This is a genomic window from Herbidospora sp. NBRC 101105 (assembly GCF_030269205.1).
Lineage (GTDB): Bacteria > Actinomycetota > Actinomycetes > Streptosporangiales > Streptosporangiaceae > Herbidospora > Herbidospora solisilvae.
In genome coordinates, this window is the sequence record NZ_BSSX01000003.1 from 664,128 (window position 1) to 677,131 (window position 13,004).

Annotated in this window: 14 protein-coding genes and 1 tRNA gene; 8 read left to right on the plus strand and 7 right to left on the minus strand. The window is 69.3% G+C overall.

The window, feature by feature from the left end; all coding sequences use genetic code 11:
- Positions 1-12 precede the first annotated feature (12 nt).
- The 7 genes from QSK34_RS16895 to QSK34_RS16925 all read left to right on the plus strand — a co-directional run bounded on the left by QSK34_RS16895 (position 13) and on the right by QSK34_RS16925 (position 7,686).
- Entirely contained in the window at positions 13-2,259 is a 2,247-nt protein-coding gene (locus tag QSK34_RS16895) for a TOMM precursor leader peptide-binding protein (protein ID WP_285585226.1), read from the plus strand.
- Positions 2,256-3,611 carry a SagB/ThcOx family dehydrogenase gene (locus QSK34_RS16900; RefSeq protein ID WP_285585227.1) on the plus strand — a complete coding sequence of 452 codons (1,356 nt, stop codon included), beginning with the start codon at positions 2,256-2,258 and terminating at the stop codon, positions 3,609-3,611. Before QSK34_RS16895 ends, QSK34_RS16900 begins: the two co-directional genes overlap by 4 nt.
- Before the next feature lie 117 nt (positions 3,612-3,728).
- The gene (locus tag QSK34_RS16905; RefSeq protein WP_285585228.1) at positions 3,729-4,025 is read left to right on the plus strand and encodes a hypothetical protein; all 297 of its coding nucleotides are present in this window, start codon (positions 3,729-3,731) and stop codon (positions 4,023-4,025) included.
- Positions 4,025-5,212 (plus strand): sensor histidine kinase, encoded by a 1,188-nt coding sequence (locus QSK34_RS16910; RefSeq protein WP_285585229.1) that lies wholly within the window; start codon positions 4,025-4,027, stop codon positions 5,210-5,212. Before QSK34_RS16905 ends, QSK34_RS16910 begins: the two co-directional genes overlap by 1 nt.
- On the plus strand, positions 5,209-5,844 hold the full coding sequence (locus tag QSK34_RS16915) for a response regulator transcription factor (RefSeq protein ID WP_285585230.1): 636 nt from the start codon (positions 5,209-5,211) through the stop codon (positions 5,842-5,844). Before QSK34_RS16910 ends, QSK34_RS16915 begins: the two co-directional genes overlap by 4 nt.
- Positions 5,845-5,912: 68 nt before the next feature.
- A complete protein-coding gene (locus QSK34_RS16920) occupies positions 5,913-7,061 on the plus strand; it encodes a sensor histidine kinase (protein ID WP_285585231.1) in 1,149 nt (382 codons plus the stop codon).
- On the plus strand, positions 7,039-7,686 hold the full coding sequence (locus QSK34_RS16925; protein WP_285585232.1) for a response regulator transcription factor: 648 nt from the start codon (positions 7,039-7,041) through the stop codon (positions 7,684-7,686). Before QSK34_RS16920 ends, QSK34_RS16925 begins: the two co-directional genes overlap by 23 nt.
- A gap of 274 nt (positions 7,687-7,960) precedes the next feature.
- Here the strand turns inward: QSK34_RS16925 and QSK34_RS16930 are convergent, their stop codons facing one another.
- From QSK34_RS16930 to QSK34_RS16945, 5 genes are all read right to left on the minus strand, one after another.
- On the minus strand, positions 7,961-8,515 hold the full coding sequence (locus tag QSK34_RS16930; RefSeq protein ID WP_285585233.1) for a hypothetical protein: 555 nt from the start codon (positions 8,513-8,515) through the stop codon (positions 7,961-7,963).
- Positions 8,512-8,907 carry a DUF6545 domain-containing protein gene (locus QSK34_RS37785; RefSeq protein WP_353051396.1) on the minus strand — a complete coding sequence of 132 codons (396 nt, stop codon included), beginning with the start codon at positions 8,905-8,907 and terminating at the stop codon, positions 8,512-8,514. The genes QSK34_RS16930 and QSK34_RS37785 overlap by 4 nt, the downstream gene beginning before the upstream one ends.
- Positions 8,789-9,109 carry a hypothetical protein gene (locus QSK34_RS16935; protein ID WP_285585234.1) on the minus strand — a complete coding sequence of 107 codons (321 nt, stop codon included), beginning with the start codon at positions 9,107-9,109 and terminating at the stop codon, positions 8,789-8,791. Before QSK34_RS16935 ends, QSK34_RS37785 begins: the two co-directional genes overlap by 119 nt.
- A 347-nt stretch (positions 9,110-9,456) precedes the next feature.
- Positions 9,457-9,528: transfer RNA gene (locus tag QSK34_RS16940), tRNA-Lys, on the minus strand.
- Positions 9,529-9,597: 69 nt separating this feature from the next.
- The gene (locus QSK34_RS16945) at positions 9,598-10,749 is read right to left on the minus strand and encodes an acyl-CoA dehydrogenase family protein (protein ID WP_285585235.1); all 1,152 of its coding nucleotides are present in this window, start codon (positions 10,747-10,749) and stop codon (positions 9,598-9,600) included.
- Between the two features lie 85 nt (positions 10,750-10,834).
- Between QSK34_RS16945 and QSK34_RS16950 the strand changes: the two genes are divergently transcribed.
- Positions 10,835-11,233: a PspC domain-containing protein gene (locus QSK34_RS16950; RefSeq protein WP_285585236.1), complete on the plus strand. Its 399-nt coding sequence runs from the start codon at positions 10,835-10,837 to the stop codon at positions 11,231-11,233.
- Here the strand turns inward: QSK34_RS16950 and QSK34_RS16955 are convergent, their stop codons facing one another.
- On the minus strand, positions 11,234-12,520 hold the full coding sequence (locus tag QSK34_RS16955) for an MFS transporter (RefSeq protein ID WP_285585237.1): 1,287 nt from the start codon (positions 12,518-12,520) through the stop codon (positions 11,234-11,236).
- Positions 12,521-12,611: 91 nt separating this feature from the next.
- The gene (locus QSK34_RS16960; RefSeq protein WP_030455058.1) at positions 12,612-12,953 is read right to left on the minus strand and encodes a metallopeptidase family protein; all 342 of its coding nucleotides are present in this window, start codon (positions 12,951-12,953) and stop codon (positions 12,612-12,614) included.
- Between the last annotated feature and the right edge of the window lie 51 nt (positions 12,954-13,004).

Genomic DNA, 13,004 nt, shown 5'->3' on the forward strand with positions numbered 1-13,004 from the left:
GAAAGGAACGCCATGGACGCCAGACCTGGATTTCGCCGTCACTTCCGTGTGGAGGTCGTCGAGGGCGAAGGGGTCTTCCTGGTATCGGAACGCGACCTCCATCTGCTCACCGGCAGGTCGATCGAGAAGGTGGCGGGGCTGCTCGACGGCACCCGCGACGTCTCCGACATCCTGACCGCCGTCGAGTCCGACGTGCCGCCGGAGCATGTCTTCTTCGCGCTCCAGCAGCTCAGGAGCAAGAACCTGCTGGTCGACGTCACCGAGGACCTGGACCGGGGGACGGCCGCCTACTGGGAGATGGCCGGGCTGGAGGGCGAGGCGGCGGCCGGGAACGTGCGGGCCGGGCGGGCCGACGTGGTGGCGCTGGGCGAAGTGCCGGCCGAGGAGCTGCGGGAGTTGCTGGCGGCCGAGGGCGTCGACGTCACCGGAGGCGAGGGCGCGCTGACCGTCGTGCTGACCGACGACTACCTGCGGCAGGAGCTCGCCGAGATCAACCGGCAGCATCTCAAGGAGGGACGGCCGTGGCTGCTGGCCCGCCCGGTCGGGCCGGTGTTGTGGCTGGGTCCGGTGTTCCAGCCCGGTGCGAACGGCTGCTGGCGCTGCCTGTCGCAGCGGCTTGAGGGGCACCGGCAGTCGTTGTCCTATCTGGAGCAGAAGCTGGGTGTGAAGCCGCTCGGCATGCCCGCGGGCGACCTGTCCCTCACCCGCGGCGCGGGGGTCCGGATGGTCGCGGCGGAGGTGGTGAAGTGGCTCGCCGGGGCGCGCAGCGAGCAGCAGCGCGACCTGATCACCTTCGACACCCAGCAGCTCGGCACCGAACGCCACCAGTTGCGGCCCCGGCCGCAGTGCCCCGAGTGCGGCGACGCCGGGCTGATGGCCGCGACGGCCGCGCGGCCGATCGAGCTCCGGTCGCGGCCGAAGGTCTTCACCGCCGACGGCGGCCACCGCTCCCACCACCCCCAGGACACCCTGGAGCGGTACGCCCACCTGGTCAGCCCCGTCACCGGGGTCGTCAAGGAGCTCACCCGGGTCGAGTCGGGCAGCCCGTTCGTGAAGACCTACGTGGCCGGGCACAACTTCTCCCGCTCTCTGCGCAGTCTCGCGGACCTGCGCAACGGTCTGCGCACCAACAGCGCCGGCAAGGGCACTACCGACCTGCAGGCGAAGGTCAGTGCCATGTGCGAGGCGATGGAGCGCTACTCGGGCATGTTCCAGGGCGACGAGGCCCGGCACAAGGCCAGCTACCGGGAGCTCGGCGCCGACGCGGTCCACCCGAACAGCTGCACCCTGTACAGCGAGGAGCAGTACCGCACCCGGCCCGAGCGCCACGAGGGCACGTCGGTCGACTTCGTCCCCGCCCCCCTCGACGAGGACGAGGTGATCGACTGGACGCCGGTCTGGTCGCTCACCGAGCAGCGGCACAAGTACGTGCCCACCGGCTACCTCTACTACCACTTCAGCGAGTCGGGCAAGGAGAACTCGCAGGTGGCCGCCTGGGCCGACTCCAACGGCAACGCCGCCGGCTCTTCGATGGAGGACGCCATCGTCCAGGGCTTCATGGAACTCGCCGAACGCGACGCGGTGGCCATGTGGTGGTACAACCGCCTCGCCCGGCCGGCCTTCGACCTCGACAGCTTCGGCGATCCGTGGATGACCGAGTTCCGGGAGGTGTACGCGGGCCTCGGCCGCGACATCCAGGTCCTCGACCTCACCAACGACCTGGGCGTTCCGGTCGCCGTCTCGATCAGCCGCCGTCTCGACGGGCCGACCGAGGACATCATGATGGCCTTCGGCGCCCACTTCGACGTGGGCATCGCCGTGCAGCGGGCGCTGGCGGAGATGAACCAGTTCCTGCCCGCCGTCATCGACATCGGCCCCGACGGCCGCACCCGCTACGGCTTCACCGGCGGGGACCAGGTCACGTGGTGGCAGACCGCACGGATGGCCGACCACCCCTACCTGCGGCCCACGGGACCGGCCGTGCCCGCGTCGGCGTACGCCCGTCCCGCCACCGGCGACCTGCTCGACGACGTCGCCGCCATCCGCGCGGTGGTCGAGGAGCGCGGGATGGAGATGCTCGTGCTCGACCAGACCCGGCCCGACATCGGCCTCCCCGTGGTCAAGGTGATCGTGCCGGGGATGCGCCACTTCTGGCGGCGACTGGCGCCCGGCCGCCTCTACGACGTCCCCGTTCAGCTCGGCTGGCTGTCCGAACCCACTCCGGAGGACCAGATGAACCCCATCACGATGTTCCTGTGATCGGTCTGCGCGCCGACGCCGTCGTCACCTGGGAGGACGGCGCGCTGACCATCGTCCAGAATTTCGGGGTGCACACCGCCCGCGGCCTGACCCCGCGCATCGCGGCGCTGTTCGGCGAGCTGCCCGGCGCCCTGGCCGACGAGGACGAACTGGCCGAACGCCTCCTGCTGGCGGGGGGCACCGACCAGGAGGTCGCCCTGCTCTACCTGGCGCTCGGCCGGTTGCGCCCGACGTTCGTGCACACGGTCGAATACACGGGCGAGCCCCTGCTGAGGATCGTCCCGGTCGCCCGCGACGCGGTCTTCGAGGTTCCCGAGCTGCCCGCCGACCACGTGGTGCGCCTGTCGCGGTTCGCGCTGGTCCGCCAGGACGCGGGGGAACTGGTCCTGGAGTCCCCGCTGGCCCGGCACAAGGTCGTCCTGAGCGAGAAGGCCATGCCGCTCATCGCGGCGCTGAGCCGGGGCGTCCGGGTCGGCGAGGCGCCCGAGGCGCTGTGTCACCTGGTCGCCGCCGGGATGGCCCGCGCCGACGACGCCGAGGACACCGACCCCGCGCTGCGCACCTGGGAGTTCCACAACCTCTACTTCCACAGCAGGAGCCGTATGGGGCGGCACGACGGGCCGATCGGGGGCACCTACCGCTTCCGCGGCGAGCTGCCGCCGGAACCGGCGCTCAAGCCGCTCCCCGAGGGCCCGATCACCGAGCTCTACCGGCCCTCCCTGACCGAGGCCGCCGCCGCCGACCCCGCGTTCACCACCGTGCTGGAGTCACGCCGGTCGGTCCGCCAGTACGCGGACGCGCCCGTCACGGCACGCCAGCTCGGCGAGCTGCTCTACCGGGCCGCCCGAGTCCGGGGCGAGATCAGGCCGCCGACCGACGGCGCACCGTACGAGTCCAGCAACCGCCCCTACCCCGGCGGCGGCGCCTGCTACGAGCTGGAGCTGTACCTGACCGTCGACCGATGCGAGGGCCTGGACCAGGGCGTCTACTACTACGACCCGTACGGCCACCGGCTCGTCACCCTCCCCGCCCGGGCGGAGGACGCGCGGGCGATGCTGACCCTGGCCGGCATGTCGACGGGCGGCACCGCCAAACCCGACGTCCTCATCACCATGACCTCGCGGTTCAGCCGCATGTCGTGGAAGTACGCCGGCCTGCCCTACGCCGCCACGCTCAAGAACGTGGGCGCGCTCTACCAGACCTTCTACCTGGTGGCGACCGCGATGGGCATGGCGCCGTGCGGCCTCGGCAACGGCGACTCCGACCTGGCGGCCCGCGCTTTCGGGCTCGACTGGGCCGCCGAGTCGTCGGTCGGTGAGTTCTTGATCGGTGGCGCGCCCGCCCAGGGCTGAGAGCCATGTGATGTACGTCATGGGTGATTGATGTCGTCTGCATCTGCCCACCCTGGCTCGGATTTCGGATCGTTGCAGGTGAGCGAAGCCGTACAGAGAAGTGAACGAGGAGCCCCAATGGCCGAGAACATGTATTTCCTCGGTGACGAGGACCGCAAGAAGTTCGCCCGGTTGATCGCGGTGACGTGGGCCGACGGCGAGCTCCAGGCGCGCTACGAGTCCGAGCCGAGGGTGGTGCTGAGCGAATTCGGCATCACCTTCCCCGACGACGCGCCGATCCCGCCACTGCCGTCCAGGCCGCGTGGTGAGTTCGACGTGACCGAACTGGAGTTCGCCGCCGGGGCGGAAGGTGGCGCGCTGGCCACCATCAGCTCGACGGGGTGCATCTCCCCCTGCGTCGCCTGCACCCCGTAATGACCCGGCAGCAGCTGACGACCGTCGGGCCGGGTACGGTACGGCTCGCCCGCATCGCCGCGGCCACCTTCTCGGTCGGGATGGCGGCGTTCGCCGCGATCCCGCTCGCGGAGGTGCTCGAACGGCTGTCGGGCGTGCGGGGCGCGGTCGGGGTCGTGCTCATCACCGCGCTCACGGGCTGCTACCTGTGGCTCGGGGTCAGAGCCGTGCTCGGCCGGAGCGCCCGCGGGGATCTGTGGGTGCTGGGCGTGATGACGGCGCTGAACGTGGCCGTGCCCTTCGTCGGCGGGCCCTCCTGGCTGAGCCTGGGCTTCATGCTCCCCTTCGCCTTCGCGGTGACCCTGGCCGGCCGGCGGGCCTGGTGGGGATTCTTCGCCGCGATCGCGCTCAACCTCGCGCTGGCGGTTCCGCAGGAGCCCAACTGGGTGCTGTTCAGCGGGTTGCAGAGCCTGCTCACGGCCGCCGCGCTCGCGGGCCTGACCATCTTCGCGACGCTGCTCAGCGAACTGCACCGCAGCCGTGAGGAACTGGCCCGGCTGGCCATCACCGAGGAGCGGCTCCGGTTCGCCCGCGAACTCCACGACGTCCTCGGGCACAACCTGTCGGTCATCGCGATGCGCACCGAACTGTCGATGCGCATCCCCTCGGGACAGCGGTCGCGGCTGCACGGCGAGCTGGCCGAGATCCACGACATCGCCCGCCGCTCCCTTCACGACGTGCGGGCGGTGGTCAAGGGCTACCGCGAGATGTCGCTGGAGAAGGAGCTGACCGGGGTCCGCAAGGTGCTGGAGAGCGCCGGGGTCAAGTGCGACTTCGCCGACCTGCCGTCGTCGGTGTCGGCGGAGGTCCGGGTGGCGCTGGCGTGGGCGGTCCGTGAGGCGGCCACCAACCTGCTCCGGCACAGCGACGCCACCGTCTGCCTGCTCGGCGTCGAGTCGGAGGACGACCGCATCCGGGTCACGGTCTCCAACGATGGTGTACGTCAGGGCGGCGCCACCACGGCCCGCGCCGCCGGGGCCGAGGCGACCGTGGGCGGCAGCGGCCTGGCCGGGCTCGACGAACGACTCGCGCAGGTCGGCGGGACCTGCGACCGGCACCTCGAAGACGGCTGGTTCACGCTGTCCCTGGACGTCCCGAGCCGCGCCCTGGCGGCCTCACTCACCTCTGCCACAGGAGACCGGAAATGATCAAAGTTCTTATCGCTGAGGACCACGATCTGATCAGGGGTGCGCTGATCGCCCTGCTGTCGGAAGAGCGCGACATCCACGTCATCGAAGAGGTGTCCAGGGGCGACGAGATCCTGGACGCCGTGGTCGGCTGCCGGCCCGACGTGGCCCTCCTCGACATCGGCCTGCCGGGCATCGACGGCCTGGAGGCCGCGGGCCTGATCAAGGAACTGGAGGAGCCGCCGCCGGTCCTGATCCTCACCAGCGTCGGCAGCCCGGGCAACTTCGACCGGGCGATGGCCGCGGGGGTGCGCGGCTTCCTGGTCAAGGACGCCCCCGCCCACCGACTCACCGACGCGATCCGCGCCGTCGCCAGGGGCGAACGCTACATCGACCTCGACCTGGCCGACGACGGTGGCGGCGACGGCGTGGAGATCACCACCAACCCGCTGACCGCCAGGGAGGTCACCGTCCTGGCCGCCCTCGCGGCCGGGGAGCGCGCCGCCGATCTGCGCGGCAGCCTGGGGCTGTCGGCCCACACGATCAGGAACTACCTCGCCGCCGCCCGCCTGAAGACCGGCGCCCGCAGTGACGAGGAAGCGGTGCACATCGCCCGAGCAAATGGGTGGTTAAAGGATCATGCAGATGGTTGATCGCGAAACAGGAAAGAGTCACGATCAGTATGGAACTTGACGCTTCGGACACGTAGCGGAGACCGATCGTGGCGCAGGAGAAGCAGGCGCAGGTCAGAGGGCTGTCGATCAGTGTCATCGTGCCGACCGGAGCGTTGTGGGCACTTCCACCCATCGCCTTCCTGCTCGTCGGCGACCTGACCCGGGCCCTGCTGGCGGCCGCCCTGCTCATCGGTCTGCTGATCGTCTACGCGAAGGTCGTCGTCGGCCACATCTCCGGTCCCGGCCCCGGCCGGCACCGCACGCAGATCTTCGCCCTGTTCGCGACCGTCGTGTACGGCTCGTTCACGTTCCTCGGGTCGACCTGGGTGTACACGCCCCTCATCGTCGGCACCGCCGCCCTGCTCCTGCTGCGCCTCTGGGTCGCCGTCGGCGTCCTGGCCCTGGTGACCGTCATCGAATTCCCGCTGACCCTGGCCCTCGGCGAGCCCTCGGGCGCGGTGGCCCTGCAGAACAGCGCGGCCGTCCTCGTCGCCTCCGTCGTCGCGGCGGGCATCGTCCACTACGCCAGGTTCGTCCTGGAGCTGCGGCAGGTCCGCGCCATGCTGGCCGAGCTGGCCGTCGACCAGGACCGCCTGCGCATGGCCGGGCAACTCCACGACCTGCTCGGCCAGACCCTGGCATCGATCAGGCTCAAGACCGAGGTGGCACTGGCCCTGGTCGACCGGGACCGCCAACGCGCCCTCCACGAGGTCGAGGCCACCATCCTCATCGCCAGCGAGGCCCGCGAGGAGATCGGCGACGTCGTCGCCGCCCGGCGCTCCCTCGACCTCGGCGCCGAACTGTCCGCCGCCGTCGCCCTCATCGAACTGACCGGCGCCCACTGCGACCTGCGCCTCGGCATCAGCGAGATCGACGAGGAGAACGGCGACGCGCTCGCCTGGATCGTCCGCGAGGCCGCCACCAACATCGTCAAACACAGCGACGCCCGCACCTGCGTGATCGACCTCGACAGCGTCAGCGAACGCGTGCACCTCGTCGTTCGCAACGACGGCATCCGCCGCGTCCCGAAGAGCAGAGGATCGGGGCTCGCCGGCCTCACCCAGCGAGTCGACCGGCTCGGAGGAGAACTGCACACGGACCTGAACGGCGTGGACTGTTTCGAACTGAGGGTCTGGCTGCCCGCCATCCCCGATCAGGAGAGAGTGATCACCATTGATTCGTGTCCTGCTGGCTGAAGACCACGGCGTCGTCCGAGGCGCCCTGACCGTCCTGCTGAACCTGACGGGCGACATCCAGGTGGTGGCCGAAGCCGACCGCGGCGACGAGGTGGTGGCCAAGGCCCTGGCCGCCACCCCCGACATCGCCGTCCTCGACATCGAGATGCCCCGGCTGGACGGAATCGAGGCGACCGGCCGCCTGCGCCGCGCCCTGCCGACCTGCCAGGTCCTCATCCTGACGGCCCTGGCCCAGACGTCCCTGCTCAAGAAGGCGATGGACGCCGGCGCGAGCGGCTTCCTGCTCAAGGACGCCCCCACCGAACGCCTGGCCGAGAGCATCCGCCGGATCGCCGCCGGGGAGCGGGTGATCGACGCCTCCCTCGCGGTGGCGGCGATGACGGCGTCGGCCTCCGTGCTCACCGATCGGGAGGCCGACGTCCTCAGCCTGGTAGGGCTGGGCGCGACGACGGGGGAGATCGCCGCCGAACTGCACCTGTCGGCGGCCACGGTCCGGAACTACATCTCCAACATCATCACCAAGACGAGAGCTCGGAACCGGACCGACGCGGTGCGCATCGCGGTCGACTCGGGGTGGATCGAACGCCCCCGGCCCAACCCGGCGGCTTCGGCCTCCCGCCGCTGATCACCGCGGCGACTTCCAGGGGTTCAGGCCCGGTCTTGTCTGCCACCCGGCCGCCAGTCGGTCGGAGACACCTGCCACGCACACCCCACCGCGAACCGAAGTGGATCTGGAAGACATCGGTTGCCGGGCCCGCCACCTGACCGCCGACGAGACGGAAGGTTCTCACTGGTCACGGACGAGATCCTCGCCGAGGCCGGCATCCCGCCCGTGCTCACCGGCATCCGGATGCCGATGCGATCACCGGACGGTGGGCGCAGGCCTGCCGCGTCTCTATCTAGAGCATCGCGGCCAGGACGAGTACTGCCGCAGTTCCGCCTGCGGCCACTCCCGCAGCGACCTGGGCAGGCGTGTGGTCGCCAAGCCTCGCCCGGGACCAGGCGATCGCCCCCACCAACGCGGCTCCGACCACGTACACGGGCACAGGCGGCAGAAGCCAGGCCACAACCACCACACTGCCCGCCGCCACCGCCGTGTGGAAGCTGATCTTCCACCACAAAGTGATCGACCCAGTCACGATCAGCGTGGCGAGCATGACGGCCACGCAGGCGATCGTCACTCGCGGGGCACCCACCATCAGCAGCAGAACCAGCGTGCCTGACACCAGCACGACGGTCACCCCGATGAACCACGGCCGCTGCGCCCGATCGCCGATGTGCCTGTCGCCGAACCGGCCCGATCGAACACCCGCGACGATCACCCCGAACGGGATCCCCCCGCACAACGCGGCGACAAGCGCACCCCAGCCAAGGCCCTCCCAGCCGCCGGCGATCGCGCCCACCGCCAAGGGCAGCGAAAGAACGAGATGCGCGGGCGCGAATATCTCCGTCACCCCACGCGCGAACCGGTCCCGCCGACCCGCCTGTAGGCCACTGCGACCTGTCGAAGCCACGCTGTCTCCTTTTCGATGTCACCGGCGAAATCAGGCCCTGGAATGACTCCGGACGGCACCCCTGGCCTGAGCGGGCCAGCTCCAACGAGGACACGATCCAGGTCGCGACATCTCGGAGTACGTCGCTCGTCGGGGGTGGCGACGGACGTGAGAGACAGCATTCCATCTTGGATCTCCACAACCCGCCGACACAAACGAACCCGGACCCGGCCCTCACATCGGGATAGTGACGTGAACGCCTCCCACAGTGGGCGAAGCTCCCTCAGCGCGCGGGCCTGGCGGATTGTGGTCGACGCCCACCAGCCGTGATTCCGATGATGCAGAGGAGAAATGCCATCTGGCGAAGGATCGGCCACTCGCGCAGCCCCATTCCGGCCGGAACAGATTGACCACATTGATCACCATGACATGACCGCGGTTGAGGACCCCGGCGATCATGCCGATAGCCATCCTGATGGTGGCGATGGCCCTGAGCACAGCGGCCGAGTTCCTGACGCTTAGCCGGTCGCTGGCTCCGTCGCGATCCTCAGCCACCACAGGTTCCTCGTAGAGATTCGCGCCCAGGCATCTCACCGTGCCGTGGCCGGTGGCCGTCGTCGGGGCGGCGGTGGTATTCAAGGCGAAGCCCCGATGTCATCGAGCGAAGCGAGTGCCGCCCGAGCGGAGCGAGGCCTGTCCAGGGAGCGCGAGGGGCGGAGCCCTTCGCCAGGAGCGAAGCGACCCAGAGCGACAGCGATGCCAGGCCGCGACAGCGGCCAGGGGGAGCGCGAGGGGGCGCCAGCCCTCTCGTATCGGGGGGTTCGGGGGGTCGTCCCCCCGTAGAAAAAGGAACGGCTTGTGACAGCCGCCCGAAGGGCGTCAACCACAAGCCGTGACGAAAGTGGGGCGCCAGGGATTCGAACCCTGAACCTACGGATTAAAAGTCCGGAGCTCTGCCGTTGAGCTAGCACCCCTCGTCTGCAGGGTACAGCGATCGTCTCACCGGAGCGAAGCAGTTCCCTGTGATCAGCCTACCGGCCGCCTCACCGATATGCCGCCACCCCGGTCAGCGCCTCTCCGAGCACCAGCGTGTGAATCTCCTGCGTCCCCTCGTACGTCAGCACCGACTCCAGGTTGTTCATGTGCCGGATGACCGGATACTCCAGCGTCACCCCGTTGGCCCCCAGAATCGACCGGGCCTCCCGTGCCACGTCGAGCGCCGCCCGCACGTTGGCCAGCTTCCCGAAGGAGACCTGCTGCGGCCGCAACGCCCCGGCGTCCTTAAGGGCACCAAGGTGCAAAGCGGTCAACCCCGCCTGCCCCAAAGCCACCGCCATCCACGCCAGTTTCTCCTGTGTGAGCTGGAACCCCGCGATCGGCTTCCCGAACTGCACCCGCGTCTTCGCGTACTCGAGCGCAGCCTCGAAACAGGCCCGCCCAGCCCCTACGACCCCCCAGAGGATCCCGAACCGGGCCTCCGACAGACACGACAACGGCCCCTTGAGCCCCACCACGTCCAGAACGGAAGAGGCAGGCACCCGCACGTCATCGAAGTACAGCGAAGACGTCACCGAAGCCCGGAGCGACAACTTCCGGTGGATCACCGGAGCCGAGAACCCCGGAGACGACGTCGGCACCACGAACCCGCGGATCCCGCCGTCCGTCTGGGCCCACACCACGGCCACGTCGGCCACCGAGCCGTTGGTGATCCACATCTTCGACCCGTTGAGGATCCAGTCCCCGGACGGGTCCTGCTTGGCGTAGGTCTTCATGTTCGCCGGATCGGACCCGTGGTCGGGCTCGGTCAGCCCGAAGCACCCGATGGCCGTCCCGGCCGCCAGTGAGGGCAGCCATTCCTCTTTCAGCTCGGCCGACCCGTACTTCCAGATGGGGAACATCGCCAGCGACCCCTGGACCGACACGAACGACCGCAGCCCCGAGTCGCCGGCCTCCAGTTCACGGCACGCCACTCCGTAGGAGATCGCGTCGAGGCCGGCGCAGCCGTAGCCGGTCAGGTGCATGCCCAGCATGCCGAGGGAGCCCAGCACGGGGCCCAGTTCCCGGGCCGGGAAGGTCCCCTCTTCGAACCACGTCGCCACGTCCGGGAGGACGTGTTCCCTGACGAACCCCTGAGCCGTGTCCCTGACCAGTCGCTGGTCCGCGGTCAGCCGGTCGTCGAGGTTGAGAAGGTCCATGATTGCAGCGTATCGGGGCGGCGTCGGGGTAGGGCCAGGGGGAATCCCGATGTGCCATAGACGACAAAAGGGGCACGCTATGGACATGAACGAGATACAGCCCAGTGGACACGTCAAGCAGCTTCGCCGGACTCGCAACGGCCGGATCGTCGCGGGGGTCTGCTCCGGGGTCGGTCAGTACATCGGCATCGACCCGAACATCCTGCGGATCGTTCTCGCGGTCGCGTCGTTCTTCGGCGGCCTCGGTGTCGGCATCTACGCCGTCGCCTGGCTCCTGATCCCGAGCGAGGAGAAGAACGCTTCGATCGTCCAGGACCTCATCGAGAAGAACAAGGACAACCCGACCTGGCTCGACGCCAAGGCGAAGGCGCAGGAGGGGTGGGCCAAGGCGACCAAGTCGCACAACGGCCACAAGACGTCGGCCCCGCCGGTCGACCCTTACACCACCCACCCGTACGCCCAGACGAAGCAGCCGAACGACTGATCACGAGGTGTGCACCTTGGCGATGATCTCCGTTCGGGATTCCGTCCACGCGATGGCCAGGATGGCCGCGGCGCTCAGCCCGGCCACCCCGGCCAGCGCCACGACCGGTTCCGGGCCGAGGATCTGCGCGAGCGCGCCGCCGATGAGGATGCCCACACCCTGTGAGGCCAGCAGGCCTGACTGGACCAGGCCGAACGCCTGACCCCGTCGTTCGGGGGGCACACACTGGACGAAGGCGGCGTTGGCCGCGAGCTGGTATGCGCCTCCCACGCCGGACAGGACCCACAACACCAGCACGATCTCCAACGGCGGGCGCATGGCGCACACGACCAGCGGAGCGCAGGTCAGCATGGCCATCCAGCCCATCGTCTTGAGACGGGTGCTGGGATTGACGAACCTGCTGAAGAGGAACGCCCCGAGGACCGTGCCGGTCGGCATGGCGGCCATGAGCAGGCCCGTGATCACGGGCACCGGGAGACCGCCGTCGTCGAGTTCGGCCGCATAGGGGACCGCGATTCCCTCGGGCAGCACGTAGAAGCCGCACAACCACGCGAAGAGCACGAGGGTGCGCAGCCGCCGGTCGCCGAAGACCAGGCGGGCGCCCGCGGCGGTCATCGTCCACATCGACGGTTTTCCGCCGTCGGCCGACACCGTCGCCGATCTGCGGCTCACCCCGGCGACGATGATGAGCGCCGAGGCCAGGAACGTGGCGCAGTCGAGCGCCAGCGCCCTATAGGGGCCCAGGCCCGCGATGACGGCCCCGCCCGCGGCGAATCCGAGCATCTGGACGGCCTGGTTCGTCATGTTCTGCAGGGCGCTGCCGGCGACGTATCGATCGCCTTCGAGGATCTCGGGCAGCAGCGCGGCCCGCGCGGCCGAGAACGGCGCGCTGAGCAGCACCACGAGGAAGACCAGCACGCACAACACCGGGAACGGGGTGCCCGGGATCGCCATGATCGCGACCATGAGGGCGCGCAGGACGTCGCAGACCAGCATGACCCGGCGGCGCGGGTAGCGGTCGGCGAGGCCGGCCAGCAGGGGGCCGCCCAGGATCGGCGGCAGGTAGGTCAGCGCGTAGACGGCCGCCGTGGCGAGCGCCGACTGGGTGCGGTTGAACACCAGGACCGCCAGGGCGACCTGCGCGAGCTGGTCGCCGAGCAGGGACAACCCCTGGCCGAGCCACAGCGCCCGGAATTCCTTGATCGCGATGACTTCGCCGTATGTCGCTTGGCGCTCCGCTGGACGGCGGTGTTTCCCCGGCAGTTTTCCGGGCTTCGTGGCCGCCATTTCTCTCCGCTGAGCTCAGGCCGTAGCTGACACACTGTGTTCAGTATGTCACCTACAGTGCCTATAGCGCTCGCGAATCGCAACCTCGCGACTACCACCCGAGTTCGTGGAGGCGGTCGTCGTCGATGCCGAAGTGGTGGGCGATCTCGTGGACCACCGTGATCTGAACCTCTTCGACGACGTCAGCCTCGGTTTCACAGATTGCCAAGGTCGGATTCCGGTAGATCTCGATGCGGTCGGGAAGCACTCCTGAGTACCACTCGCCCCGCTCCGTGAGCGGAATGCCGGTGTAGAGACCGAGGAGGCCAGCTTCGGGCGGATCGTCCACGACCACGACGACGACGTTGTCCATGACTTTGGCCAGATCGGGCGGGATCAGGTCGAGTGCCTCGGCCACGAGCTCCTCGAACTTGCTCCTCGAGACGTCGATCACACGTCAAATCTACTTCCCCGTGGTTTTCGGGTAGACAGGAAGGAACGTGGA